This window comes from Pseudomonas sp. B329 (genome assembly GCF_023127835.1).
Classification (GTDB): Bacteria; Pseudomonadota; Gammaproteobacteria; order Pseudomonadales; family Pseudomonadaceae; genus Aquipseudomonas; species Aquipseudomonas synxantha_A.
The window spans coordinates 167,145-191,015 of the sequence record NZ_SPKP01000003.1 but is presented as its reverse complement, the minus strand read 5'-3'; the positions used below and the strand labels follow the sequence as shown (position 1 = coordinate 191,015).

The window sequence follows — 23,871 nt, the reverse complement described above, 5'->3', positions numbered from 1 at the left end:
AGGGAATTATCCATGCCTATTTCTACCGCTCCGATTGCCCGCAAGGCCCCAGGCGCAGACCCCTACGCCTGGCTGCAGGAGCGCGACACCCCTGAAGTGCTCGATTACCTCAAGGCGGAAAACGCCTGGCAGGAAGCCCAACTCGCCGACCAGCAGGCTTTGCGCGAAACGCTGTTCGAAGAGATCAAGGGCCGCATCCTCGAAACCGATCTGTCCCTGCCCTCCCCCTGGGGCCCGTACCTGTACTACACCCGCACCACCGCCGGTGACGAATACGCACGCCACTATCGCTGCCGCCGCCCGGCCGATGACAGCAACCAGGTGGACGAGAGCAGCGAAGAACTGCTGCTGGACCCGAACGTCTTGGCCAATGGCGGCTTTTTCTCCCTCGGCGCGTTCAGCATCAGCCCCGACCACCAGCGCCTGGCCTACAGCCTCGACACCAGCGGTGAAGAGATCTACACCCTGTACGTGAAGGAATTGGCCACCGACAAGGTCAGCGAACTGGCGTTCGACAACTGCGACGGCAGCATGACCTGGGCCAATGACAGCTTGACGCTGTTCTTCGGCGAACTCGACGACACCCATCGCCCGCACAAGCTGTATCGCTACCGTCTGGACGGTACGGCGGCGCAGGAAGTGTTCCACGAGCCCGATGGCCGTTTCTTCCTGCACTGCTACCGTTCCAGCTCCGAGCGCCAACTGCTGCTGGCTCTGGGCAGCAAGACCACCAGTGAGATCTGGGCACTGGATGCCGATCAGCCGCACCTGGCCTTCACCTGCCTGGCGCCGCGGGTCGAGGACCACGAATACGATGTCGACCACGGCAAGCGTAACGGCGAGTGGGCCTGGTTTATTCGCAGCAACCGCGACGGCATCAACTACGCGCTCTACCTCGCCGCCGATACCGGTACGCCGCCTACCGAGGCCGACTGGCAGAACCTGATCCCTCACAGCGACGAAGTCATGCTCGACGGCGTGAGCCTGAACGCCAGCGCCATGACATTGAGCCTGCGCATCGGCGGCCTGCCGGTCATCGAGGTGCACCCCGAGGGTGTACCGGCTTATCGCGTGGAATTACCCGACGCCGCCTACAGCCTCTACGTACAAAACAGCCTGGAATTTCCAAGCGACAACATCCGCCTACGCTATGAGGCCCTGAACCGTCCCGCCCAGGTGCGTCAGCTAGAGCTGGCAAGCGGCGCGCAGGTGGTGCTCAAGGAAACCCCGGTACTCGGCACATTCAACGCCGACGACTACGTCAGCCAGCGCCTGTGGGCCACCTCTGCCGACGGCACCCAAGTGCCCATCAGCCTGGTGGTCAAGCGTGATCAACTGGGTAAACCCACCCCGCTGTATCTGTACGGCTACGGTGCCTACGGCTCAAGCCTGGACCCATGGTTCTCCCACGCACGCCTGAGCTTGCTGGACCGAGGGGTCGCGTTTGCCATCGCCCATGTGCGCGGCGGCGGTGAGCTGGGTGAAGCCTGGTACCGCAACGGCAAGCAGGAACACAAACAGAATACCTTCAGCGATTTTATCGCCTGCGCCGAACACCTGATCACCGAGGGGCTGACCACTTCCAGGCAACTGGCGATCAGTGGCGGCAGTGCCGGCGGCCTGTTGATTGGCGCGGTGCTCAACCAGCGCCCGGAACTGTTCCAGGCGGCGATTGCCGAAGTGCCGTTTGTCGATGTGCTCAACACCATGCTCGATCCGGAGCTACCGCTGACCATCACCGAGTACGACGAATGGGGCAACCCCGAGGAACCCGAAGTGTATGCGCGCATCAAGGCTTACGCGCCATACGAAAACGTCAGCGCCCAGGCGTACCCGGCCATGCTGGTGATTGCCGGCTACAACGACAGCCGCGTGCAGTATTGGGAGGCCGCCAAGTGGGTGGCCAAGCTGCGCGATACCGCCACTTCAGACAACCTGTTACTGCTCAAGACCGAGCTGGGCGCCGGCCATGGCGGCATGAGCGGGCGCTACCAGGGATTGCGTGACGTAGCGCTCGAATATGCGTTTGTGTTCAAGGCGCTCGGGCTGATCTAAGCACTTGATGGAGCGGTCCTGTCTGAACGCGGGACCGCCTTGACTGTTTTAACCGCCGGGCGTCTTCGGCTTGCTGTCGTTCTGCTGCAAGCCGGGGACAGTCTGGTCCTTGGGCGGCGTGGGCAACACGATGGGCACCAACGGTGGCGTACCGTTCGTCTTGGGCGTGGCGGGCGGGCTGACTTGAGGGTACAACGTCGGGGTCGGCGTGCCCGGCGCGCCTGGGGTTGGTGCGGGCGCGACCGGTACGGTTTGCAACTCCTGAGCCTGCGCCGCAGCGGATATGAGCGCGCTCAATACAATGACCGTTAGAATGCTGCACTTCATCGATGGCTCCATGGCCTGACCGGAATGCCTTAAGGCTACTCCCAACTGCGCAAGAATGCCCTTCCCAATGAGATTTCCATGAAACGTTTCGTTCTGCTGGACACTACTCCGATCCCCGACAACGGCGGCGCCTTGTGCCTGTTCGAGTACGGCGAGGACTTCGTCATCAAGATCCAGGGCGGTGACGGCGGCCAGTTGATGAACACGCGCATGCACGGTTCCGAAGACGCCCTGGCGGAGATTCCCTGCCGCAAGGTCGCCGGTCGCCCGAACTCACGCGTGCTGATCGGCGGCTTGGGCATGGGCTTTACCTTGGCCGCGGCGCTCAAGCATTTGGGCAAGACTGCCGAAGTGGTGGTGGCCGAGCTGGTGCCGGGCGTCGTGGAATGGAACCGTGGGCCACTGGGAGAAAAATCCGGGTGCCCCTTGCAGGACCCGCGCACGGTGATTCGTCTGGAAGATGTGGCCAAGGTGCTACAGGCCGAGCCCCAGGGCTTCGACGCGATCATGCTTGACGTCGACAACGGTCCCGAGGGGCTTACGCAAAAGGCCAACAGCTGGCTGTATTCCGCCGGTGGCCTGGCCGCCTGCGCCAAAGCCCTGCGGCCCAAGGGCGTGCTCGCCGTGTGGTCGGCCAGTGCCGATAAGCTGTTCAGCGACAAACTGCGCAAGGCCGGCTTCAAGGCTGAAGAGGTTCAGGTGTTCGCCCATGGCAATAAAGGCACGCGGCATACCATCTGGATTGCAGAAAAGCTCAAGGGCTGAATCACCATCGGTCAAATGTGGGAGCAAGCCCCCTCCCACATTTGGTACTGCTTCAGTCTCTGGATTTGCGGTAATCGATCACGTACGGCACTTTTTTATCGAAGGTCTTTTCCAACTCCTTTTGATCCAGCTGGGTCATACCGCCCAACTGCCGGGCAGTGAAACCGCTGTCGCCGACCTTTGCCCCCGGCGCCAGGCTGACCATGCGCTTGGCCACAGCCTCGATGGCATCCTTGTAGCCGCCCTTCTTGTTCAGGTTGTAATGGCCCAGATCAATCTGCGTGCGCAGCCAGTTGCCCCAGTAGAACTCCAGAAATTCCGGCGCAATCGCCCCCTCGGTTGGCTTGCCGTAGGCGGCCTTGCGGGTGAAATACACCAGGCTGCGGAACGTGTCGTCCTGCAGGTTCTTGAAGCCCAGGTGCGCCGGCAGTTGCTCCGCTGGCAACGCCTGGCCCCGATTGTCCTTGAGCCAGACCTTGCGGGCCGCTTCCATCCGCTGCCAGAACGTGGCGAGGTTAGGGCTGGCACTGAAGTCGTCGGTGACCTTGACCCACATTTTCAAGCGCGGGCCAGCGCCGGGTGTTTCCCACAGGGTGGTGAAACTGTGATGACCATCGGTCAGGTAAAGCTGGCCGCCGGGGCCCACCACCACGGTTTTCATATCCTGCGGGTAGGTGCCGACCGGGTGCTTGCAGGTAAAGCTGTCGGGCCTTAGCAGCTCGGCGTTTTTCGGCACCTGGTCAGCCTCGCCCTGGCCGTTGGTTTCGCAGTATTCATCGAAAGCCTTGGCCGGCTTGTCGGCGAACAGCCCGAGGCTGTAGTAGATCTGGTCGAAACCCACCACGGCCTGGGTGGGGTGCAATTGCTCCAGGGCCACCTCGATCACCTGCCCGGGCTGCGGCGTAGAGAACGCCTGGGCCTGAGCGGTAACCACACAGAGCACAAGCCCGATAGTCCATGAATACAGACGCATAAATTTCAAATCCTTATCAGTCAGTGAAGCAATCCCTAGGGGTGATTTTCAGCGTAAGCGGCTAGAATCAACCTTATCCGTGACCCACCAAATAGCCAGGAGCCATGATGAGCTCGACCAACCCGCCCTCCCACACCGCCAAGCTGGACCGCATCCTCGCCGACGCCCAGCGCGACCGCGAAATGGGCTACCGCGACAAAGCCTTGAAGATGTACCCCCACGTGTGCGGTCGCTGCGCCCGTGAATTCGCCGGCAAGCGTTTGAGTGAACTGACCGTACACCACCGCAACCATAATCATGATGACAATCCCCAGGACGGCTCCAACTGGGAATTGCTGTGCCTGTACTGCCACGACAACGAACACTCGCGCTACACCGACCAGCAGTATTTCGGCGAAGGCTCCACCAGCAGCCCGAGCATTGCCAAGGCGACGCACAATCCGTTTGCGGCGCTGGCGGGGTTGATGAAGAAAGACGACTGAAGATCGTCCTTGTCTGTACTGGCCTCATCGCAGGCAAGCCAGCTCCCACATTTGGAATGCATTCCCCTGTGGGAGCAGGACTTGCCCGCGATGACGATCGCCCAAGCACTGCATACCCCCAGGCCGTATAATCGCCGTTTTTCTCCAAGGCACCCTTCCCCGTGGGCAATAAACGCTACAGCTGCATCGGTCTGTATAACCCAAAATCCCCCGAAAACGTCGGCTCGGTGATGCGTGCCGCCGGTTGCTACGGCGTGGCCTCGGTGTTCTACACCGGCGTGCGCTACGAGCGAGCCCGGGACTTCATCACCGACACCAAGAAGGTCCACCACGACATTCCGCTGATCGGCATCGACGACCTGAAGAAGATCCTGCCCCTGGGCTGCATCCCGGTTGCCGTGGAACTGGTGGAAGGTGCCCGCCCGCTGCCTGAATACACCCACCCCGACCGCGCGCTGTATATCTTCGGCCCCGAGGACGGTTCCCTGGACAAGGAGATCCGCGACTGGTGCGAAGATGTGGTGTACATCCCCACCACGGGCTGCATGAACCTGGCAGCCACCGTCAATGTGGTGCTCTACGACCGCCTGGCCAAGGGCAACAACACCCGTTCGGGCCCCAAGTACTGATTCTGCGGGAACATCCGGCACCTGCGCGCAGTCAGCTAGTAACACTAGCCCTTGTTGGAGACAGATCATGAGCGACAGCAAAATCTTGCAACCTATCATCGAAGCCACACCGTTGAAGCCTCAGCCTACCCAGAACGTGCATGGCTGGGAGCGCATCGGCTCAGTGGCGGGCGGCGTGATGATGGTCGGCAAAGGCCTGCGCCGCGGCGGGATTTTCGGGCTGATCCAGGTGGCGATTGGCGGCGTGGCACTGGCCCGTGGCTTTACCGGGCACAGTTCGCTCAAAGACAAGCTGGAGCAGGGTCGCCAGGAAATGAACAGCGTGCGCACGAAGATCGAGCGGGCCGGGGAAGAATTGAAGAATTTGAAGACCAAGGCGGAAGTGGCGGCTGAGAAGGCTGTAAAACCCAAAGCCTGACCTAAGTCTTGGACATGCTGGAGATTCAAATGTGGGAGGGGGCTTGCCCCCTCCCACATTTTGAATTGCACAGGGCCTGGGATCAGCGCAGCAGCTTGCTATCCAGTACCACCGACGATTCGCCGATTACGCTTTCAGCCAACTGAACGAACTCTTTGGTGTTGATGCTGTTCACCCGCATCACCGCCTGCGCCAGATCATCCAGGGAGCGCTTGTTGTGGGTTTTCACGCGGATCTCGCGGTCCAGGTCCTGCAACACCAGTACTGCCCGCGCTACACCAGCGCTGCCGATTTGCTCGCCCCTCAGCGTGGTGACCGCCTTGCTTTCTTTGGCCAGGCGCGCCTGGATCGCCGCATAACGCTCATCGGTGAGGCCCCCGGCACGTCGCACCAGTTCAATCGCGTAATACTCCCCCAGGCCCTCGCTGATCCAGTCACTGCTGTCGTGGTCGTTGAAGCGCCCGATGGCCTGCACCACCTCGCGCAGCAACGGGCTGCCGCCATTTTCGCTGACCAGTGGCGTACGGCTGTTGAGGTAGATCGAATCGTGCGACGCCCAGGCTCCGCGGCGCATCGGGTCACTCGCGCCGACGATCAATAATTTGGCGGGATGGCGTGGGAACGCAGCGTCCACCTGCGGCCAGACGAACGTCAGCAGCGTCAGCACGTCCATACGGCGCATGCCCTGCCCCTTTGGCGAGGCCACGGTGACCTCGGTTTCACCCAGGCGCAGGCGACGGCTGCCGAGGTTACCGGCGAGCATCCAGCCGGTGGGGCGATCGAACAGGCGGGACACGTTGTCGATGCGGAATTTGTTTTTGCCAATGCGCGGCCAGGCAGTTTCGACGCTCTTCCAGCCCGCGGGCAGTTCGAACATCAGGCGCGAGACCAATTCAATGCCATCTTGCTGGTCCAGGCGCGCAGCCGGCACCAGGTCTTCACCGCGCAATAATGCCCAATTGGGCGTGGCCCGCGTGTCAAAGGTGCCCGGCTTGCGCGCGTGGGTCAGACGCACGCGGTAGGTCAGGCTGGCCTTGTCGGCGCTGGGCTGCCACACACCACGGCTGCCCGTGACTTGCCAATGGCCGTCGGCCTTGAAGTCGCTGTAATCACCACTGCGGCCCAGGTCAAAGTCCAGGCTGCGCACCGCCGAGCCTTGGGACAGGCTGACGCGCACCTCGGCCTGCTCGCTCTGGGGCAGCAGCTTGACGTGATAATCCAGGTCAACCTTCTTCGCGCACCAGCCCGGCCCGCTCAGGGCCAGCAATACCAGGGCCGCTGCCAACTTGGCTGCCACCTTCATACACACTCCTTTGTTCAGCCTGCACGGAAGATCAGGTAATCCTCCCAGTCGTCCTCTGGCACGCTGCCTTCGCTGAGCATGCGCCCGGACTGGGAAATGCGTTCATGGTGCACGGCGTCGCGGTCGCCGCAGACCAGGTGGTGCCAGAGCGGCAAATCCTTGCGCTCGCTGACCAGACGATAGCCGCAGGTTGGCGGCAGCCATTTGAACTGGTCGGCCTGGCCGGGCGTGAGCTGGATACAGTCCGGCACCGAAGCGCGGCGATTGGGGTAATCGGTGCACTGGCAGGTTTTCAGGTCGAGCAGTTTGCAGGCGATACGCGTGTAATAGACGCTGTTGTCGTCTTCATCCTCAAGCTTTTGCAGACAGCACAGGCCGCAGCCGTCGCACAACGACTCCCACTCCTCCTGGTCGAGGTGCTCAAGGGTTTTGCGTATCCAGAAAGGTTCGACTTTGGCGGCCATGGCTCTACATCAGTATCAGAAGGTGAAAAGGCCGCCAGTCTAGTGCCCAAGCCCGTTACGGCCAAGCGCTTACGACTGACGGTGTTGCAAGACTTGTCAGGCCTGGGTTGGCGCAGTAGTTTTGAACCCCGGCTTTTTTCATCAGGATCTGTCCATGAGCGATAACCCACGCGTTGCCGATTACCCGATCCATACCCAATTCACCGAACGCTGGTCGCCCCGCGCCTTTACAGGCGAAAGCATCCCGCAAGAGACGTTGCTGAGTTTCTTCGAAGCCGCACGCTGGGCACCCTCGGCGTACAACTCGCAGCCGTGGCGGTTTCTCTACGCCCGCCGGGACACGCCGGACTGGGAGCGTTTCCTGGGCCTGCTGAATGAGTTCAACCGCAATTGGGCGCAGCATGCGTCGGCCCTGGTCATCATCGCGTCGAAAACCGACTTCATCGCCCCCGGCGCTACAGAAGAAACCCCGGCGCTGTGGCACACCTTCGACACCGGCTCGGCCTGGGGCCACCTAGCGCTGCAAGCCAGCCTCAGCGGCTGGCACACCCACGGCATGGCCGGTTTCGATCAGGAGCTGACCCGCAAAGAGCTGAAGATTCCACAAGGCTATGCGCTGCACGCGGCCGTAGCGGTGGGTAAGCTGGGTGACAAGTCGAACCTGCCGGAATACCTGCAAGGCCGTGAAGCGCCGAGCCCGCGCAAGCCGTTGACTGAACTGGTGTCCGAGGGCGACTTCAGCCTGTAAGCCTAGTGCAACTCCAATGTGGGAGGGGGCTTGCTCCCTCCCACATTTTAGATTGATGCATGGTCAAGGATCAGTAGCCCCGGTCGAAGTCCACTTCGCCGCGCAGCGCTTGCTTGGCCTGGTAGGCGCGCACGTTTTGCACAAACAACGCCACCATCATCGACGGCGAAGTCGGTGCCGAGCTGTGCCCAGTCAACAGCAAACCCCACGCGGTCCAGAACGGGTGGCGTTGCGGCAACGGCTCCTGACGGCACACGTCGATCACCGCGCCGGCCAGATGCCCTTCTTTCAGGGCCTCGACCAGGTCGGCATCCACCACCGCCACGCCGCGCCCGACGTTGATAAACAGCGCCGTCGACTTGAATTGCTTGAACAACGCCGCGTTGTACACGTCATGGGTGTCCGGGGTATTGGGCAGCAGGTTGATCACGTAATCGACCTCGCCCACCAAGCGGCCCAACTGATCGAGCCCGGCCACTTCAATAAAGGGTGCCTGTTCCCGCGCCGTACTGGCGATGCCGTACAGCTTGACGCCAAAGGGCACCAGGAAATCAGCCACGCTTTTGCCAATATCACCCGTGCCGACAATCAGCGCCTTGCGCCCCGCCAGGCTCTGGCCCATGCGGTTGTCCCACTTGCGCTCGACCTGGCTGACCAGGCGCGCCAGCACTTCGCGCTCATGGCCCAGCATATAGGTGAGGACAAACTCGGCCATGACCTGGCCAAAGATGCCGACTGCACGGGTGAGGCGATAGTCGCGGGGCAAGCCATCGGCCAGCAGCGGCGTGATACCGGCCCAGGTCGATTGCAACCACTGCGGTTGATGGCCCTGGCGCAGCAGCGTCGCCAGCAGATCGGGCTGGCCCAGCCACACCGGGCAATCGGCGGCCAGGCGCGAGAGTTCGGCCGAGTCACCGCTGGTCAGCACGTCAAGGTCCGGGGCGGCCTCCTTGAGCAGTTGGGCGTAGAGCGGGTGATCCTGTTCAGCAATCAGAACACGCATGGTTCAAACCTTTCAAAAACAATGCAGACGGCCGCCCGCATCCTTACGGCCACCGTCGTCTAATACGATTCCATTTAAAGCCTGTGCCCTGACACGGGCACTGATCGATCACATCGGGTCGTTGCGGCGCAGCAACTCTTCGGGCAAGTGCTCGATGTACTCGTCTTCGGCCGGCGGCATTTGCAGGTGGTAGCCCTGTTTGTCGAGGTTTTCCAGCACCACGGTGATGTCTTCGCGCGACAGCTTGCGCTCCGGCGTCAGCACCATGTCAAACGCGTGATGCGCCTTGCCGAAGGCCTCCATCAACGGCTCGGGCACGCGCTCGAGGGCATCGCTTTTGAGCACGTAGAGGTACATGCCGTCTTTTTTCTTGCTGCGGTAGATGGAACAAATACGTTTCAAGGCTGTTCTCCGGCATTGGCCAGGCTGTCGAGCAGCGCCTGGCCCATCAACTCGCGGCGCCAGCCACGCAGCGAGTCTGGCAATTGGTAAGGCCCATCGGGGTAGCCACTTTTGACCAGGGCTTCGAGGGTTTTCTTGCGCAGCATCAGTTCCGGCGCCATCTCCAGGCGCTCGGCGAACGTCTGGCCCAGGGCGCGCAGTTGCTTGATCAGCGCGGCGGCGTCCACCGGCAACGGTTCGGCCACGGCGGGAGGCCATTGGTCCATCGGCACGCTACCGGCACGTTTGATCAGGTCCAGCAGGAACTGGCCGTCCTGACGCACGGTACGCGGGTGCATGTCTTCGATCTTGCCCAGCGCGGCCAGGTTATCCGGCTGGGATTTGGCCAACGGCCAGAGCGAATGCTCGCGGATGATGCGGTTGCGCGGCAGGTCCCGGGCGCGGGCCTGCTGTTCGCGCCAGGCGCACAATTCACGCAGCACGGCAAGTTGGGCACGGGACAGTTTCCACGCCAGCTTGGCATCGCGGTACACCTCGAAAGGGTCGATTTCGCGGCGCAGGTTGGCCACCAGTTCGGCACCGTCTTCCAGGACCCAGGCGTACTTGTCATCCGATAGCTGCGGGCGCAGGCGAATATAGACCTCGGCCAGGTGCACCGCGTCTTCAGCGGCGTAGCTGACCTGCGTCTCGGACAATGGCCGCTGCAGCCAGTCCGAACGGGTTTCGCCCTTGGGCAGCTCGATATCCAGCACGGCTTGCACCAGGCGCGAATAGCCCATGGAAAAGCCGAGGTTGAGGTAAGCCGCGGCCAACTGGGTGTCGAACAACGGTGCCGGCAGGCTGCCGGTCAGGCGCAACAGCACTTCCAGGTCTTCGCTGCAGGCGTGCACCACCTTGATCACCGCCGGGTTCTCCAGCAAAGCGGCCAAGGGTTGCCAGTTGTCGATGGTCAGGGGGTCGATCAGGTAAGCGCGTACGCCATCACCGATCTGGATCAGCCCGGCAATAGGGTAAAAGGTGTCGACCCGCATGAATTCGGTGTCGAGGGCGACGAATGGCAACTGCTGCCATTGGGCGCAATGCTGGCCGAGGCTATCGTTGTCGCAGATCCAGTGAATATCGATGGCCACACGGCTCTCCCTTGAAGAATGGCGCGCAGTATATATCGCGAAAGGGGCTTGCGAGCATCCGTAGTGCACACACCATCATGAAAACTCCGACAGGAGATGAAGAATAGTCCGACATATGGGAGTTATCCTCTCTTACGCAGGACGTACACACACCAGAGTTTGGAGCCCGGCAGGAACTCCTGGTAATTCAGAACCTTGAAGCCCGCCTGACGAAACTCATCCTCTACCGGTGTACCCGCGCTTACGGAAACAATCACCGTGTCGCGGCTGACGCGGTGAAACTCGCGCAACAACATTAATCGCACATCGCTGCTGGGCACATGGCGAAACAACTCCAGGCAGAAAATACAGTCCACCGCGTTCGCCGAAAGGCCAATCGAAAACGCCGAGCCCTGGAAGGTTTTGACACGTTTTAGCAACGTGCCCGGGTGATGGGTGCGCGCGTGGTCGAGCATGGCCTGGGAGTTGTCAGAGGCGAGGATCACCCGGTTGACGTGCTCGGCCAGCACCGGCCAGAAGCGCCCCGAACCACAGGCCAGGTCAAGGATAAGCCCTGGCTCACCCGCGACCTTCAGCGCATGGCGTACCAGCCGCGCATCCCGCCACGCGGCCAAGCGCTGCAACAGCCTTGGCGGACGCGGATCACCGCACACCCTGGCATGCTCACGGTCACAGCGCTCGGTGAATTCAGTCTCGATGGGGGATGGAGGTTGTGGCGACATCACGGGCTCATGTGGGTAAAACGGTAGTGAACGACCTTGATTCCCAGCTTAACCACTGCAACGTGAAAAAAAGGTCGAAAGCCGCCACCGTAAACTCCGTCACGCCTGATGCAGGTACCAGCGCCAATCCTGCTCGCCGACCTCGCCCATGAACTGGCGATATTCGGCACGTTTGACTGCCAGGTAAACACCAAGGAATTCACTGCCAAACGCATCCTTTGCCCATCGCGAAGCCTCAAGCGCACGCAGGGTGGTCAGCCAGTCAGTGGGCAACAGCTCCTTGGCCTGGGCATAACCGTTTCCTTCCACCGGGGCGCCAGGGTCGCGTTGCTCGCGAATGCCGCGATGGATGCCGGCCAGGATCGCGGCGGCCGCCAGATAAGGGTTGGCATCGGCGCCGCAGATGCGGTGCTCGATATGCCGGGAACTGGCCGGGCCACCGGGCACGCGCAGGCTGACGGTGCGGTTGTCCACGCCCCAGGTGGCAGCCAGGGGTGCATAGCTGTTGGTTTGGAAACGCCGATAGGAGTTGGCATTGGGGCAGAACATCAGCAGCGAATCGAGCAACGTACTGAGCATCCCGCCCACCGCCTGGCGCAGCAGTGGCGTGCCATCAGCCGCCTCGCTGGCGAACAGGTTATTGCCCTGGGCATCGGCCAGGCTGACGTGCATATGCATACCGGTGCCGGCCAGGTCGTCGAACGGCTTGGCCATAAAACATGCGGCCATTCCATGCTTGTGGGCCACGCCCTTGACCAGGCGTTTGTAGCGCACCGCTTCGTCCATCGCCTGTAAAGCATCAGTGCGATGTTCAAGGGTAATTTCCACCTGGCCCGGGGCGTACTCGGAGATGGCCGTTCGCGCCGGGATACCTTGCAGCTTGCAGGCGCTATAAAGGTCGGCGAGAAACGGCTCGATCTGCTCCAGTTCGCGCAGGCCATACACCTGGGTCGAACGCGGGCGATTGCCGTCCATATCCCGCGCCGGTCGCGGACGACCGTTGCCGTCGGGCTTCTGGTCGAGCAGGTAGAACTCCAGCTCTGCCGCCATCACTGGGTAATAGCCATCGGCTTTGAGTGCATCGATGACCTTGGCGAGCAAATGCCGAGGGTCGGCCACGGTAGCGGGCAAGCCTTGTGTGGGGTGCATGCTGACTTGCACCGCCGCGGTAGGGATCAGACGCCAGGGCATACGCTGCAAACTGCCACTGATCGGGTAGGCGCGGCAGTCGATATCGCCGACTTCCCACACCAGCCCTGAGTTTTCTACGTCATCGCCATTGATGGTCAGGCCGAGAATGGTGCTGGGCAGTGGCCGACCGGTTTCGTACACCGCCAGCAGTTCGTCGCGGTGCAGCAGCTTGCCGCGGGGTACGCCGTTGTTGTCGAGGATAAACAGCTCGAACATCTCGATGTCGGGGTTCTGCTCAAGGAAGGTTCGGGCTTCGTGCAGGCGGGCAAAGACACTCATGGCAATTCTCATACGTTTGGGTCGGGCAGATGCAGATGGGCACAGGTGCACGTCATCCGTGGGGGTGGATCAACGTAGAAAAGAGGTGTCTGGCGGGCGCGCGTGTCGACAATGGAACAAGGCCCAGAACGCAAGTGCAGAAGGCAGTGTCGCGGCGTGAGTGTCGGGGCAACCGTCCATGCGCGGATCACAGAAATAGAGAACCCCGAGCGTCACACGCCTGGATAGGCGGTTAAATTCAGGCTTGATGGAGTTTGGGTACAGTTTGGCTAAACATTCCCCACGCCTTGCCACCCTGCCCGGCGCTGGAAATAATGGGCGCCCCGACCGTGCCCCAAGGACTCGCCCCCATGAAAGCTCCTCTGGCCCTCTGTGTGCTGGCAAGCCTGGTAAACATCGCCCAGGCCGACACTGTCCCGTCACGTCTTGACGAGGTGATCCAGCGCGGCACCCTGACCGTTTGCACAACGGGCGACTATAAGCCCTACACCTCATTGCGCGCCGATGGCCATTATGAAGGTATCGACATTGCCATGGCCGAGTCCCTGGCCAAGAGCCTCAACACCACGATCAAGTGGGTGCCCACCACCTGGAAAACCCTGATGCCGGACTTCCTCGCCCAACGGTGCGACATCGCCGTGGGTGGGATTTCGGTGTCGTTGGAGCGGCAGAAAAAGGCGTTCTTCAGCCAATCGCTGGGGGTTGACGGCAAGATCCCACTGGTGCGCTGCGCCGATGTGCAGCGCTACCAAACGGTTGAGCAGATCAACCAGCCACAGGTGCGGGTGATCGAGCCGGCAGGTGGCACCAATGAAGTGTTTGCCCGTGCCCACCTGGGCCAGACGCAGATTCGCCTGCATGACAATGTGACGATTTTTGATGAGCTGCTGGCGGGCAAGGCCGATGTGATGATTACCGATGCCAGCGAGGCGCGGTATCAGCAGAAGCTCAAGCCGGGGTTGTGTGCGGTCAATCCTGAGCGGCCGATGCAGTACAGTGAAAAAGCCTTCCTGCTACCTCGCGATGATGTGGCCTGGAAGAGTTATGTGGATCAGTGGTTGCACTTGAGCGTGGCGACGGGTGTGTATGGGGGGGTTGTCAGCCAGTGGTTGGCTGCGCCTTGAATTTGCTGCCATGACGGCCTGTCTGGCACACCGAGATCTAAATGTGGGAGGGGGCTTGCTCTCGATATAGGTGGATCAGCCAAAAAATTGTTAACTGACACTCCGCTATCGGGAGCAAGCCCCCTCCCACATCAGCTCGACGAACGCCCTGCACGCGGCGCTGCGGTAGGCGCCCTTGCGGCTCAATAGTGCGGCAGTACGCTGCGGCAGCGGTGGGTCGATGGTCACGGCGTGCAGCCCCGTCTGCGCCTCGGCCAGTGCTTGGGGCAGGACGGTTGCCAGTGACGTGTTGCGGACGATTTCGATGATTGCGCTGATGGAGTTGGCTTCCATGGCGATAAATGGTTTCACACCTTGCCCGCGGCAGTAGTCATCGATATGGCGGCGGGTAGCGAAGCTCGTGTTCAGCAGCACCAGGGGTTGTTCAAGCCAAACGAGTCGGCTCAATTGGGGATGGCTGGCACTGACCACTACGCTCAGTTGTTCGACAAACAGCCCCTTGCACTCAATGTCCGGCCCATGTTCGCCGGTAAATCCGATACCGATATCCAGCAGGTCTTCGCCCAGTGCAGCTTCGATACGGTCCTGGGTCAACTCCTCGACGCTGAGGGTGATGCCCGGGTACAGCGTATTGAATCGCGCCAGCAACGGGCCGATCAGGTAGGCGGTAAAGGTCGGCGTCATGGCCAGGCGCAAATGCCCGCGGCTGAGGTCTTGCACATCGTGTATGGCGCGGCTGCCGGCCTGCAGGTCCTGCAAGGCCAGCCGGGCAAAGCGCACATAGGCTCGCCCCGCATCGGTCAGGCTGATACTGCGCCCGGAGCGGTCGAGCAGCGGCGCGCCGAGGCTTTCTTCCAGCTGTTTGATCTGTTGTGAGAGGGTCGGCTGCGATACATGCAGCGCTTCGGCGGCGCGGGTGAAGTTGCGATGCTCGGCAACGGCGAGCAAGTAACGGATATGACGCAGCAGCATCGACAGCGCTCCAGCTATAGGCATGACTTATAGACAGCATCATAAACCGGTCTTGGACGCTATAGCCGAAAACTTCCATCCTTGCCCCATCAGCGACGCAAGGAGAACCACCATGCAGCATCTCATCGATGGCTTTCGCAAATTCCAACGTGAAGCCTTTTCCCAACGCAGCGACTTGTTCAAGCACCTGGCCACCACACAGAACCCCGGCACCTTGTTCGTGTCCTGCTCCGACAGCCGTGTCGTACCGGAGCTTCTGACCCAGCAGGAACCCGGCGATCTGTTCGTGATCCGCAATGCCGGCAATATCGTGCCGTCCTACGGCCCCGAGCCGGGTGGTGTGTCGGCCACGGTTGAATATGCGGTGGCGGTACTCGGGGTCAGCGACATTGTGATTTGCGGGCATTCGGACTGCGGCGCCATGACTGCGATTTCCACCTGCAAGTGCCTGGACCATCTGCCGGCCGTGGCCAACTGGTTGCGTCATGCCGAGTCAGCCAAGGTGATCAATGCATCCCGTACGCATGTCTCGGACGCTGCGCGCCTGGATTCATTGGTGCGTGAAAACGTGGTCGCCCAACTGGCTAATCTCAAGACTCACCCCAGCGTTGCGCTGGCCCTGGAACAAGGCCGGATGAACCTGCATGGCTGGGTGTATGACATCGAAACCGGTGGCATCGACGCGCTGGACGGTCGCACCGGACGCTTCGTCTCCCTGCTCGACCATCCAACCACCCGCGCCCACGCTGCCTGAACCTTAACCACCCAAGAGGACATCACCATGTTGCAATCCCAATTCGCCCAAACCCCACGCCTGGCCCTGGCCGATACCGTTATCGACCTCAAGGCACGCAAGAATCTGTCATGGCAGGACCTCACCGATGGCACCGGCCTGAGCCTGGCGTTCGTCACCGCCGCCCTGCTCGGCCAGCACCCACTGCCCAAGGAGGCGGCCGACATCGTGTGCGACAAACTCGGCCTCGACCAGGACGCCAGCCGCCTGCTGCAAAGCGTCCCACTGCGCGGCAGTTTCCCCAGCGGTGTGCCGACCGATCCGACGATGTACCGCTTCTACGAAATGCTGCAGGTCTACGGCTCGACCTTGAAGGCCTTGGTGCATGAGCAATTCGGCGACGGCATCATCAGCGCCATCAACTTCAAGCTGGACATCAAGAAAGTCGAAGACCCGGACGGCGGCTCCCGTGCGGTCATCACCCTGGACGGCAAATACCTGCCCACTAAACCCTTCTGATTTGCCGCCAACCGTCTACGCTCTTGGCACACCAACAAGAACGAGGGACGGTAAATGAAGAGACTGCTCCGACTCACCTGGCTGCTGCTGTTGTGTTGCAGCCAGGTGCATGCCGCCACGGCACAGGAAGCGGATGCCCAAGCCGCCAAGGCCCTGCTGGAAAAGGCCTTGGCGTACTACCACAAGCAAGGTGACAAGGCGTTTGCCGCCTTCAGCCGTCAGGGCGAATTCATCGACCAGGACCGTTATGTGTTTGTGGTCAATACCCAAGGCGTACTGTTGGCCAGTGGCGGGCCCTCCTCCGCGCTGATCGGTCGCGACGTGTCCGAGGTACTCGGGCCCGACCTGCAAGCCTCGTTCAAACAAGCCTTGAGCGAGCCGGAAGGCCAGGGTATCCAGCAGGCTGACTATCGCTGGCAGAACTGGAACGACGGCAAGGTCGAACATAAGCATGTGTTTTATCAGCGGGTGGGCGAACGCATCCTGGCGGTCGGTTATTACTTGCCGCGCGCCACGCCAGAACAGGCACGGGCGCTGCGCAACAAGGCGGTGGAAGCGCTGGTCAAGGATGAAACCGGCACGCTCAAGGCGATCAACTCCTTGCAGGGCGGCTTCTTGCAAGATGACCTGTACGTGTTCGTGGTAGACCTGAACACGCGACGCTACGTCGCCCACGGCACCAACCTGCGCCTGATCAACACCGACTTTGCCAAGATCAAGGACCCGGATGGCAAACCGGTGGGTGTGCCGATCCTCAAGATGATGGCCGAGCAGGACCAGGGCGAATACAAATACCGCTGGAAAAACCCGGTGACGGGTAAGGTCGAGAACAAGCACGCTTATGTGCGCAAAAGCGGGCATTTCATGGTTGCGGTGGGATATTACAGCCCCTGACCTGACTTGAAATGCAATCAAACTGTGGGAGCAAGTCGAATCGTCGCGCCGCCCCTCCCACATTTGGTTTCCTACATTCAGTTGGACCTAGCGGGCTTTGTCTTCCCGACCACGCAGCACCCGGTTCGGCATCACGATCGCAGCCGCCAACCCCAGCAGCGACACTGCCGCACTCACCATCAGCAAATGCCGGAACGTCACCGCCAACTCCCCGCGCAACGCATCCTGCGCCGGGCCGGGTGCGGCGTTGAGGCCGTCAAGCAGCACGTTGCCAGAACTGCCTTCGGCCACCAGTGCGGCGCTCGTCAAATGGGCGAAACTGGAGTCGTGCAACAGCGCCAGCAGCAACGCCGACATGCAAGCCACCCCCACTGCCCCGCCCAGGGAGCGGAACAGGTTGGTGGTGCTGGTGGCCACACCGATATCCCGTTGCTCTACCGAGTTCTGCGTACCCACCAACGAGGTCGGGAACTGCATACCGGCGGCAATGCCGCACAACAGCATGAATACGCTGGTGAGCACCACCGCCTGGGGCGCGCTGTAGGCCATGCCGAGAATCGCCAGCGGGCTCAACACCGCGCCGCTCAGGATCATCGGTTTATAGCGGCCAGTCACCGACGTCATGCGCCCGGCAAAATACGCGCCCATCGGCAAGCCCATCGCCAAGGGCAGCAAGTGCAGGGCCGCACTGTCGGCACCGGCGCCGGTCACGGTCTGGTAACGCAGGGGCATCAGCACGGTCAGGGAAATCGCCTGGAAGCTGGTGACAAAAATCGTGCACCAACACAACACCGCACTGCGGTTGGCAAACAAGTGCATGGGCAGCAGCGGTTCGCGCGCGCGGCGTTCGTGCCACACAAACACGCTCAACGCCAACAGTGCGCAGGCCAGCAACCCCAGCACTTGATCGTCACGCCACGAATGGCCCTGGCCGATTTCGGTGATACCCAGCAACAAGGCGGTGAGGCCGACGATCATCAGCACCGTGCCGAGGTAATCGATGATCGGCTTGCGCTGCGGCACCGGCAGCCCCACCAGAGTGCGATGGGCCACGTACCAGGCGCCGGCACCCAGCGGCAGGTTGATCAAAAACACCCAGCGCCACGACAGGTACTCGGTCATATAGCCGCCCAGCACCGGCCCCGCCACGCTGGCCACCGCGTACATGCTGCTGAAATACCCCTGATAACGTCCCCGTTCGCGGGGAGGAATAATGTCGCCAATGATTGCCTGGCTCACTGAAATCATCCCGCCGGCACCGATGCCCTGGAGAATCCGCGCCAGCACCAATTGCTCCATGCTTTGCGCCATGCCACAAAACAGCGACGCCAGGGTGAACACGCCCATGCCGATCAGCATCATGGGCCGACGCCCATACAGATCGCCAAGCTTGCCGTAGATCGGCACCGCCACGGTCATCGCCACCATATAGCCGGAAATCACCCAGGCCAGCAGGTTGACGTCATGAAACTGCGCGGAAATGGCCGGCATGGACACCGCCACAATGGTCTGGTCCAGGGCGCCGAGGAAGATCGCCATCATCAGCGCAGCAAGAATACTGCGCACGGCGGGAACGGTTGGGGCGGGCTGATTGAGGTGAGTCACGGCAGAACCTTCGAACAAGGCCCGCAGGACAAGATCGCCCGCGGGAATGCTCAATACGATAGCAGGCTATTCGATAGGCTCATAAGCAAGCCCGACGTAATTTTCTGCAATGGTTTTGCGCCCGGCATCCGAGTGGATGAAATAGTCCAGCTCACTCTCGGCAATGCGCTGGCTGAAGGCGTCCGCCTGGGGAAACTCATGCAGCATCGAGGTCATCCACCAGGAAAACCGCTCGGCTTTCCATACCCGGCGCAGGCAGATAGCCGAGTACTTTTGCAGCAAGTCCAGGCGTCCTTCGCGGTACACCTTGAGCAAGATCCGGAACAACGTGCTCACGTCACTGGCCGCCAGGTTCAACCCCTTGGCGCCGGTGGGCGGGACAATATGCGCGGCATCGCCAAGCAGGAACAGGCGCCCGTACTGCATGGGTTCCACCACGAAGCTGCGCAGCGGCGCGATACTTTTTTCAATCGATGGGCCGGTCACCAACTGCTGCGCCAATGAACCGGGCAAGCGGGTTTTCAGCTCATCCCAGAAACGCTCATCCGACCAATCCTCCACAGCCTCGTCCTGCGGCACTTGCAGGTAATAACGGCTGCGCGTCGGTGAGCGCATGCTGCACAGGGCAAAACCCCGTGGGTGTTTGGCATACACCAGCTCGGCGTGTACCGGCGGCGTATCGGCGAGCACGCCCAGCCAACCGAAGGGATAGACCCGCTCGAATACCTTCAACGCCTGCGCCGGAATCGACTGACGGGCGACGCCATGGAAGCCATCGCAACCGGCGATGTAATCGCACTCCAGGCGATAGGCTTGGCCTTGGTGATTGAACGTCAGCCAGGGTCGATCACTTTTCAGATCATGGGGCTGTACGTCGCACGCCTCGTACAGCGTGGTAGCGCCGGCGGCTGCGCGGGCGGCCATCAGGTCGCGGGTGACTTCGGTCTGGCCGTAGATCATCACCGATTGGCCACCGGTCAATGCCTTCAGATCGATTGGGATAAGTTGGTCATTGAGGGCAATGTCAAAGCCGGTGTGCACCAACCCCTCAACATCCATGCGTTGGCTCACCCCGACTTCGCGCAACAGGTCGACCATGCCCTGCTCCAACACACCGGCACGGATGCGCCCTTGCACGTAATCGGCGCTCTGGCGCTCTAGGACAATGGTTTGAATGCCGGCGTTGTGCAGCAGCTGGCCGAGCAGCAATCCAGACGGACCGGCGCCAATAATGGCGACTTGGGTTTTCAGGGTTTTCATTATTTTTATGGCCTTCACGCTTTACCCGAACGTATCGAGTGAAAGAGTTGTCAGTGGAATTGTGGCTGACATTTTTCACTTGAGCGAACCGCATAAGAAGGTGAAAACTGCGTCAAAGCCTGCGCTTTTCGCCAATCGGGGCGATTACCGAACCATTATCCTGAGTATCGGATTGAAACCATGACCAAAACCGCGATTCCGGTCTTCAAGCTTTACGGGGAAAGCCAGCAGTGGCCGACGCCCGATTTGTTGCACTGCGAAACCATTTCCCGGCGCAGTCGGGAATACCAGTGGGAAATCCAGCCCCACCGGCACGCGGATCTGTGCCAACTGCTGTATGTGCACAAAGGCCAGGCACAACTGGAAATCGAAGGCCAGCGCACCACCCTCAATGAAGCGAGCCTGCAAGTGCTGCCGCCACTGTGCGTGCATGGCTTTCGTTTTTCCGAAGATGTGCAGGGTTATGTGGTGACCCTTTCGGCGCCGCTGGTCAGCCATTTGCAGGCGCAATTGGGCGACACCGTCGATGGCCTGCAAACCCTCGGCAGTTATCCTGCGGGCAAGGACAGCGACTACTTGAACAACCTGTTCGTGCGCTTGCAGGACGAATACGCCGATGATCAACCGGCACGGGACATGATGTTGCACGCCTTGGTCAGCGTGCTGCTGGTGTGGGTCAGCCGCCAGGCGATCCAGCGTCGTCATCCACGCGCCCCACGTGGCCGTGAGTATTTTCGGCGTTTCACCCAACTGGTCGAACAGCATTACCGTGAGCACCCCAAGATTGAAGATTTGGCCCACAAGCTGGGCATCTCGGTCTCACACTTGAACGGGACTTGTCGGGAATTGGGCGGGCAACCGGCGTTGCAGATCATGCATGACCGCCAATTGCTGGAAGCCAAGCGCTTGTTGACCTACACCAGCATGACCATCAATGAGATGTCCGAGGTGCTGGGCTTTTCCGATCCGACCAACTTCTCACGACTGTTTCGCCGCAGGGTCGGGTTTTCACCCAAGGCGTTTCGCGAGCAATTGAAGGCCGAGCAGCCTACCTGAGCGCGCTGAAGCTGCCGGTGCGCGGCACGCATTGGTCCTGATGGCAACTGATGGCGAACGCCGCCGGTTGCATGCGCGTTTGCTCAACGCGATAGGCGGCTGTCCCGTACAACGCAGTCGCCAATGCACAGAGGGTGAAAATCGTCAGGTATTTTCTGGTTTTGATACTCATGGCACAGACCTCTGAACGGATCTACACGGTGCTGTTTAAAGCATAGGTCAGTCAGCGCAAGTTGCCATGATTGGCTGCCATTCAGCGCGTTTATATCGCCTCAGAGGCCGACGTCCCACGCAGGCGCCTCGGGAAACCGCAGCACCAGAAAGTCCAGCAGGCTGCGCAGTGCCGAGGGCATGTGCTTGCGCGAGGCGTACACCGCATAGATGTTCATCTGCCGTGGCTCTGCTGCAGGCAGCAAGCGCACCAGTTCACCACTGCGGATCAGGTCACCGGCCTGATAACTGGGGAGCATCGCCACCCCTGCCCCGGCCAGGGTTATACGCAATAACGTGCTGGCCTCGTTGGCGGTGATATTGCCGTGCACCGGCACCGACACGTGTTCGCCCTGCTCTTCGAAATGCCACAGGCTCTTGCCGAAATAGGAGTGGGTCAGGCAGTTGTGCCGGGCCAGGTCTTCGACTTTTTGCGGCGCCGGATGCTCACGCAGATAGGCCGGTGTGGCACACACCACCGAGCGGCACACGGTCAAGCGCCGGGCGATCAGGTTCGGGTCCAGGTCATTGCTGGTGCGGATCGCCAGGTCGATGCGCTCATCCACCAGGTTCACCGTGCGGTCGAGCATCTGCAAGTCCACCGTCACCAGCGGGTAGCGCTTGACGTACTCGGCAATGGCCGCGCCCAACTGCGCCTGGCCGAACGAGGTACTGACGCTCAGGCGCAACAAGCCCCGGGGCGCGTCATCGGGCTCGCTGACGGCGGCCTGCATATCAGCGCACAGCTCCAGCAATTGCCGGCAGCGCGGCAGGGTTTCGCTCCCGGCAGCAGTGAGGCTGAGCTTGCGCGTGGTGCGGTGCAGCAGGCGCGCGCCGACCCAATCCTCCAGCTCAGCCAGGTAACGCGAGACGACCGGGCGCGACAGGTCCAGATGATCGGCGGCGGCAGACTGGCTACCCAGGTCCACCACGGTGACAAACACGCGCATTGCTTGAAGACGATCCATGATCTGCCCGATTTCAGAAACAAACTATGTCCAAGCATCGCATTTTTTGTGGTGTTTTATGCAACTAAGCTCTACCCACCCCTTACCAATGGCAGGAGCTGCCCGATGTTCTCGACCTTCAAACGCTTGACCCTGGCCACTGCCGCCCTGGCGTTCGCCGCCCACGCGGCAGCCGCTGAGCTGAAACTGGACGTGTACAACCCAGGCGAAGCGGCGATCTTCCCCGTCAGCTCGGTGCTGGTCAGCGGTGCCAAAGACGCGATCCTGGTGGACGCCCAATTCGGCAAAGGCCAGGCCGAACAACTGGTGCAGAAAATCCGCGCCAGCGGCAAGCACCTGACCACCATCTACATCAGCCATGGCGACCCGGACTACTACTTCGGCCTCGACACCCTGACCGCCGCGTTCCCCGACGCCAAGGTGCTGGCGCCACAACCGGTGGTCGACCATATCAACGCCACCGTCGCCGGCAAGCTGGCATTCTGGGGCCCGAAAATGGGCGCCGACAAACCGACCAAAACGATCGTGCCGCAAGTGTTGCAAGGCCACAGCCTGACCCTTGAAGGGCAACAGCTTGAAGTGGTCGGCCTGGACGGTCCGCAGCCGGATCGCAGCTTTGTGTGGATCCCGTCGATCAAGGCTGTAGTCGGTGGCGTGGTTGTCGCCGAAAACATTCACCTGTGGATGGCTGACACTCAGGGCGCGCAATCTCATAAAGACTGGTTGAGCACCCTTGAGCGTATTGAAGGCTTGAAGCCAAAAACAGTGATCCCTGGTCACTACCTGGGCACCCCATCGCTGGCCTCGGTGAAATTCACCGCCGACTACATCCAGGCCTTCGACATCGAAACCGCCAAGGCCAAGGATTCCGCCGCCCTGATTGCGGCCATGAAACAGCGTTACCCCACCCTCGCCGACGAAAGCTCGCTGGAATTGAGCGCCAAAGTCGCCAAGGGCGAAATGAAGTGGTGATCGGCTTTAAACCCTAACCCTGATGGAGAACGTCATGAGCAAAATCGCAATCATTGGTGCCACCGGCCGTGCCGGTAGCCAACTGCTGGAAGAAGCCCTGCGCCGCGGGCATACCGTCACCGCCATCGCTCGCAACACCGACAAGCTGGGCGTACGCCCAGGCGTCACGGTCAAGCAGGTGGATGCCCTGGACGCCGATGCCCTGCAACACGCTATCAGCGGCAGCGATGTGGTGATCAGCGCCGCGCACTTTGCCACCTTGCCCGCCAGCGCCGTGATCGGCCCGGTGAAAAAGGCCGGGGTCAAACGCCTGCTGGTGGTGGGTGGTGCAGGCTCGTTGCTGCTACCGGACGGCAGTCGCGTCATCGATAGCCCGGGTTTCCCTGCGGAGTACAAGGCCGAAGCCAGTGCCGGGGCTGATTTCCTGAAAACGCTGCGCCAGGAAACGGAATTGGATTGGACGTTCCTCTCGCCATCGGCGCTGTTCGACGGGACCGAGCGCACCGGCAAATTCCGCCTGGGCCAGGATGACCTGTTGGTGAGCAGTGACGGTAACAGCTCGATCAGCTTTGCCGACTACGCCATCGCCATGATCGACGAGGTTGAAACACCCAAGCACTCGCGTAAGCGCTTCACCGTTGGCTACTGACACCACGCGGTAAAAATG

General features: G+C 61.2%; 27 protein-coding genes. 13 read left to right on the top strand and 14 right to left on the bottom strand.

Features of this window, described 5'->3' with window-relative positions:
• Window positions 1-12: 12 nt before the first annotated feature.
• A complete protein-coding gene (locus E4P00_RS01520; protein WP_248128173.1) occupies window positions 13-2,055 on the top strand; it encodes a S9 family peptidase in 2,043 nt (680 codons plus the stop codon).
• Window positions 2,056-2,103: 48 nt separating this feature from the next.
• Here E4P00_RS01520 and E4P00_RS01515 read toward each other — a convergent pair whose 3' ends face one another.
• Window positions 2,104-2,382 carry a hypothetical protein gene (locus tag E4P00_RS01515; RefSeq protein ID WP_005786107.1) on the bottom strand — a complete coding sequence of 93 codons (279 nt, stop codon included), beginning with the start codon at window positions 2,380-2,382 and terminating at the stop codon, window positions 2,104-2,106.
• 78 nt (window positions 2,383-2,460) lie between these two features.
• On the opposite strand from E4P00_RS01515, the gene E4P00_RS01510 reads away from it, so the two are divergent.
• Window positions 2,461-3,147 carry a hypothetical protein gene (locus E4P00_RS01510; RefSeq protein WP_032877236.1) on the top strand — a complete coding sequence of 229 codons (687 nt, stop codon included), beginning with the start codon at window positions 2,461-2,463 and terminating at the stop codon, window positions 3,145-3,147.
• 52 nt (window positions 3,148-3,199) lie between these two features.
• Here E4P00_RS01510 and E4P00_RS01505 read toward each other — a convergent pair whose 3' ends face one another.
• The gene (locus E4P00_RS01505; protein WP_248130542.1) at window positions 3,200-4,120 is read right to left on the bottom strand and encodes a ParB/Srx family N-terminal domain-containing protein; all 921 of its coding nucleotides are present in this window, start codon (window positions 4,118-4,120) and stop codon (window positions 3,200-3,202) included.
• Window positions 4,121-4,227: 107 nt separating this feature from the next.
• Here E4P00_RS01505 and E4P00_RS01500 point away from each other — a divergent pair, with 107 nt between their 5' ends.
• The 3 genes from E4P00_RS01500 (at window position 4,228) to E4P00_RS01490 (ending at window position 5,649) form a co-directional block, all read left to right on the top strand.
• Window positions 4,228-4,602: a YajD family HNH nuclease gene (locus tag E4P00_RS01500; protein ID WP_005786102.1), complete on the top strand. Its 375-nt coding sequence runs from the start codon at window positions 4,228-4,230 to the stop codon at window positions 4,600-4,602.
• A 161-nt stretch (window positions 4,603-4,763) separates the two neighbouring features.
• Window positions 4,764-5,231: an RNA methyltransferase gene (locus E4P00_RS01495; RefSeq protein WP_003189607.1), complete on the top strand. Its 468-nt coding sequence runs from the start codon at window positions 4,764-4,766 to the stop codon at window positions 5,229-5,231.
• Between the two features lie 67 nt (window positions 5,232-5,298).
• A complete protein-coding gene (locus E4P00_RS01490) occupies window positions 5,299-5,649 on the top strand; it encodes a DUF2892 domain-containing protein (protein ID WP_032877238.1) in 351 nt (116 codons plus the stop codon).
• Window positions 5,650-5,731: 82 nt separating this feature from the next.
• Here the strand turns inward: E4P00_RS01490 and E4P00_RS01485 are convergent, their stop codons facing one another.
• Complete coding sequence (locus E4P00_RS01485) at window positions 5,732-6,952, bottom strand: hypothetical protein (protein ID WP_216090898.1); 1,221 nt, start codon at window positions 6,950-6,952, stop codon at window positions 5,732-5,734.
• Window positions 6,953-6,966: 14 nt separating this feature from the next.
• A complete protein-coding gene (locus E4P00_RS01480) occupies window positions 6,967-7,416 on the bottom strand; it encodes a YcgN family cysteine cluster protein (RefSeq protein WP_003172524.1) in 450 nt (149 codons plus the stop codon).
• Between the two features lie 154 nt (window positions 7,417-7,570).
• Between E4P00_RS01480 and E4P00_RS01475 the strand changes: the two genes are divergently transcribed.
• A complete protein-coding gene (locus tag E4P00_RS01475) occupies window positions 7,571-8,164 on the top strand; it encodes a nitroreductase family protein (RefSeq protein ID WP_032877240.1) in 594 nt (197 codons plus the stop codon).
• A gap of 70 nt (window positions 8,165-8,234) precedes the next feature.
• Here the strand turns inward: E4P00_RS01475 and E4P00_RS01470 are convergent, their stop codons facing one another.
• The 5 genes from E4P00_RS01470 to E4P00_RS01450 all read right to left on the bottom strand — a co-directional run bounded on the left by E4P00_RS01470 (window position 8,235) and on the right by E4P00_RS01450 (window position 12,891).
• Window positions 8,235-9,167: a D-2-hydroxyacid dehydrogenase gene (locus E4P00_RS01470; protein ID WP_078820607.1), complete on the bottom strand. Its 933-nt coding sequence runs from the start codon at window positions 9,165-9,167 to the stop codon at window positions 8,235-8,237.
• A gap of 108 nt (window positions 9,168-9,275) precedes the next feature.
• Window positions 9,276-9,569: a YcgL domain-containing protein gene (locus tag E4P00_RS01465; RefSeq protein ID WP_014717482.1), complete on the bottom strand. Its 294-nt coding sequence runs from the start codon at window positions 9,567-9,569 to the stop codon at window positions 9,276-9,278.
• On the bottom strand, window positions 9,566-10,699 hold the full coding sequence (gene rnd / locus E4P00_RS01460; protein ID WP_032877242.1) for a ribonuclease D: 1,134 nt from the start codon (window positions 10,697-10,699) through the stop codon (window positions 9,566-9,568). The genes E4P00_RS01465 and rnd overlap by 4 nt, the downstream gene beginning before the upstream one ends.
• A gap of 122 nt (window positions 10,700-10,821) precedes the next feature.
• The gene (locus tag E4P00_RS01455) at window positions 10,822-11,421 is read right to left on the bottom strand and encodes a class I SAM-dependent methyltransferase (RefSeq protein WP_005786086.1); all 600 of its coding nucleotides are present in this window, start codon (window positions 11,419-11,421) and stop codon (window positions 10,822-10,824) included.
• A 99-nt stretch (window positions 11,422-11,520) separates the two neighbouring features.
• Complete coding sequence (locus tag E4P00_RS01450; RefSeq protein WP_248130541.1) at window positions 11,521-12,891, bottom strand: glutamine synthetase family protein; 1,371 nt, start codon at window positions 12,889-12,891, stop codon at window positions 11,521-11,523.
• Between the two features lie 350 nt (window positions 12,892-13,241).
• Between E4P00_RS01450 and E4P00_RS01445 the strand changes: the two genes are divergently transcribed.
• Window positions 13,242-14,015: a transporter substrate-binding domain-containing protein gene (locus tag E4P00_RS01445; protein ID WP_078820605.1), complete on the top strand. Its 774-nt coding sequence runs from the start codon at window positions 13,242-13,244 to the stop codon at window positions 14,013-14,015.
• Between the two features lie 105 nt (window positions 14,016-14,120).
• On the opposite strand, the gene cynR is transcribed toward E4P00_RS01445, so the two are convergent.
• Window positions 14,121-14,987, bottom strand: a complete 867-nt coding sequence (cynR, locus tag E4P00_RS01440; RefSeq protein WP_248130540.1) for a transcriptional regulator CynR — start codon at window positions 14,985-14,987, stop codon at window positions 14,121-14,123.
• A 112-nt stretch (window positions 14,988-15,099) separates the two neighbouring features.
• Between cynR and E4P00_RS01435 the strand changes: the two genes are divergently transcribed.
• The 3 genes from E4P00_RS01435 to E4P00_RS01425 are packed head-to-tail and all read left to right on the top strand — an operon-like array spanning window position 15,100 to window position 17,133.
• The gene (locus tag E4P00_RS01435) at window positions 15,100-15,741 is read left to right on the top strand and encodes a carbonic anhydrase (RefSeq protein ID WP_005786082.1); all 642 of its coding nucleotides are present in this window, start codon (window positions 15,100-15,102) and stop codon (window positions 15,739-15,741) included.
• A gap of 27 nt (window positions 15,742-15,768) precedes the next feature.
• Window positions 15,769-16,239: a cyanase gene (gene cynS, locus E4P00_RS01430; protein WP_005786081.1), complete on the top strand. Its 471-nt coding sequence runs from the start codon at window positions 15,769-15,771 to the stop codon at window positions 16,237-16,239.
• Window positions 16,240-16,293: 54 nt separating this feature from the next.
• Window positions 16,294-17,133 carry a cache domain-containing protein gene (locus E4P00_RS01425; RefSeq protein WP_248130539.1) on the top strand — a complete coding sequence of 280 codons (840 nt, stop codon included), beginning with the start codon at window positions 16,294-16,296 and terminating at the stop codon, window positions 17,131-17,133.
• Between the two features lie 87 nt (window positions 17,134-17,220).
• Here the strand turns inward: E4P00_RS01425 and E4P00_RS01420 are convergent, their stop codons facing one another.
• Window positions 17,221-18,738: an MDR family MFS transporter gene (locus tag E4P00_RS01420; RefSeq protein WP_032881060.1), complete on the bottom strand. Its 1,518-nt coding sequence runs from the start codon at window positions 18,736-18,738 to the stop codon at window positions 17,221-17,223.
• A gap of 66 nt (window positions 18,739-18,804) precedes the next feature.
• Window positions 18,805-19,998 (bottom strand): 4-hydroxybenzoate 3-monooxygenase, encoded by a 1,194-nt coding sequence (pobA, locus tag E4P00_RS01415; RefSeq protein WP_248130538.1) that lies wholly within the window; start codon window positions 19,996-19,998, stop codon window positions 18,805-18,807.
• A gap of 180 nt (window positions 19,999-20,178) precedes the next feature.
• On the opposite strand from pobA, the gene E4P00_RS01410 reads away from it, so the two are divergent.
• The gene (locus E4P00_RS01410) at window positions 20,179-21,054 is read left to right on the top strand and encodes a helix-turn-helix domain-containing protein (RefSeq protein ID WP_005786075.1); all 876 of its coding nucleotides are present in this window, start codon (window positions 20,179-20,181) and stop codon (window positions 21,052-21,054) included.
• Here E4P00_RS01410 and E4P00_RS01405 read toward each other — a convergent pair.
• Together E4P00_RS01405 and E4P00_RS01400 are read right to left on the bottom strand one after the other, a co-directional pair.
• Window positions 21,047-21,226 (bottom strand): hypothetical protein, encoded by a 180-nt coding sequence (locus E4P00_RS01405; RefSeq protein ID WP_003189580.1) that lies wholly within the window; start codon window positions 21,224-21,226, stop codon window positions 21,047-21,049. The genes E4P00_RS01410 and E4P00_RS01405 overlap by 8 nt on opposite strands.
• A gap of 100 nt (window positions 21,227-21,326) precedes the next feature.
• Complete coding sequence (locus E4P00_RS01400) at window positions 21,327-22,232, bottom strand: LysR family transcriptional regulator (RefSeq protein WP_005786071.1); 906 nt, start codon at window positions 22,230-22,232, stop codon at window positions 21,327-21,329.
• Between the two features lie 105 nt (window positions 22,233-22,337).
• On the opposite strand from E4P00_RS01400, the gene E4P00_RS01395 reads away from it, so the two are divergent.
• Both E4P00_RS01395 and E4P00_RS01390 read left to right on the top strand, forming a co-directional pair.
• Complete coding sequence (locus E4P00_RS01395; RefSeq protein ID WP_216090892.1) at window positions 22,338-23,204, top strand: MBL fold metallo-hydrolase; 867 nt, start codon at window positions 22,338-22,340, stop codon at window positions 23,202-23,204.
• A 34-nt stretch (window positions 23,205-23,238) separates the two neighbouring features.
• Window positions 23,239-23,853 (top strand): NAD(P)-dependent oxidoreductase, encoded by a 615-nt coding sequence (locus E4P00_RS01390; protein ID WP_216090891.1) that lies wholly within the window; start codon window positions 23,239-23,241, stop codon window positions 23,851-23,853.
• Window positions 23,854-23,871: the final 18 nt, after the last annotated feature.

Excerpts from the sequence above, each read along its gene's own strand:
- E4P00_RS01520 (WP_248128173.1), top strand. The coding sequence starts at position 13 with ATGCCTATTTCTACCGCTCCGATTGCCCGCAAGGCCCCAGGCGCAGAC.
- E4P00_RS01515 (WP_005786107.1), bottom strand. The coding sequence starts at position 2,382 with ATGAAGTGCAGCATTCTAACGGTCATTGTATTGAGCGCGCTCATATCC.
- E4P00_RS01510 (WP_032877236.1), top strand. The coding sequence starts at position 2,461 with ATGAAACGTTTCGTTCTGCTGGACACTACTCCGATCCCCGACAACGGC.
- E4P00_RS01505 (WP_248130542.1), bottom strand. The coding sequence starts at position 4,120 with ATGCGTCTGTATTCATGGACTATCGGGCTTGTGCTCTGTGTGGTTACC.
- E4P00_RS01500 (WP_005786102.1), top strand. The coding sequence starts at position 4,228 with ATGAGCTCGACCAACCCGCCCTCCCACACCGCCAAGCTGGACCGCATC.
- E4P00_RS01490 (WP_032877238.1), top strand. The coding sequence starts at position 5,299 with ATGAGCGACAGCAAAATCTTGCAACCTATCATCGAAGCCACACCGTTG.
- E4P00_RS01485 (WP_216090898.1), bottom strand. The coding sequence starts at position 6,952 with ATGAAGGTGGCAGCCAAGTTGGCAGCGGCCCTGGTATTGCTGGCCCTG.
- E4P00_RS01480 (WP_003172524.1), bottom strand. The coding sequence starts at position 7,416 with ATGGCCGCCAAAGTCGAACCTTTCTGGATACGCAAAACCCTTGAGCAC.
- E4P00_RS01475 (WP_032877240.1), top strand. The coding sequence starts at position 7,571 with ATGAGCGATAACCCACGCGTTGCCGATTACCCGATCCATACCCAATTC.
- E4P00_RS01470 (WP_078820607.1), bottom strand. The coding sequence starts at position 9,167 with ATGCGTGTTCTGATTGCTGAACAGGATCACCCGCTCTACGCCCAACTG.
- E4P00_RS01455 (WP_005786086.1), bottom strand. The coding sequence starts at position 11,421 with ATGTCGCCACAACCTCCATCCCCCATCGAGACTGAATTCACCGAGCGC.
- E4P00_RS01450 (WP_248130541.1), bottom strand. The coding sequence starts at position 12,891 with ATGAGTGTCTTTGCCCGCCTGCACGAAGCCCGAACCTTCCTTGAGCAG.
- E4P00_RS01445 (WP_078820605.1), top strand. The coding sequence starts at position 13,242 with ATGAAAGCTCCTCTGGCCCTCTGTGTGCTGGCAAGCCTGGTAAACATC.
- cynR (WP_248130540.1), bottom strand. The coding sequence starts at position 14,987 with ATGCTGCTGCGTCATATCCGTTACTTGCTCGCCGTTGCCGAGCATCGC.
- E4P00_RS01435 (WP_005786082.1), top strand. The coding sequence starts at position 15,100 with ATGCAGCATCTCATCGATGGCTTTCGCAAATTCCAACGTGAAGCCTTT.
- cynS (WP_005786081.1), top strand. The coding sequence starts at position 15,769 with ATGTTGCAATCCCAATTCGCCCAAACCCCACGCCTGGCCCTGGCCGAT.
- E4P00_RS01425 (WP_248130539.1), top strand. The coding sequence starts at position 16,294 with ATGAAGAGACTGCTCCGACTCACCTGGCTGCTGCTGTTGTGTTGCAGC.
- pobA (WP_248130538.1), bottom strand. The coding sequence starts at position 19,998 with ATGAAAACCCTGAAAACCCAAGTCGCCATTATTGGCGCCGGTCCGTCT.
- E4P00_RS01410 (WP_005786075.1), top strand. The coding sequence starts at position 20,179 with ATGACCAAAACCGCGATTCCGGTCTTCAAGCTTTACGGGGAAAGCCAG.
- E4P00_RS01405 (WP_003189580.1), bottom strand. The coding sequence starts at position 21,226 with ATGAGTATCAAAACCAGAAAATACCTGACGATTTTCACCCTCTGTGCA.
- E4P00_RS01400 (WP_005786071.1), bottom strand. The coding sequence starts at position 22,232 with ATGGATCGTCTTCAAGCAATGCGCGTGTTTGTCACCGTGGTGGACCTG.
- E4P00_RS01395 (WP_216090892.1), top strand. The coding sequence starts at position 22,338 with ATGTTCTCGACCTTCAAACGCTTGACCCTGGCCACTGCCGCCCTGGCG.
- E4P00_RS01390 (WP_216090891.1), top strand. The coding sequence starts at position 23,239 with ATGAGCAAAATCGCAATCATTGGTGCCACCGGCCGTGCCGGTAGCCAA.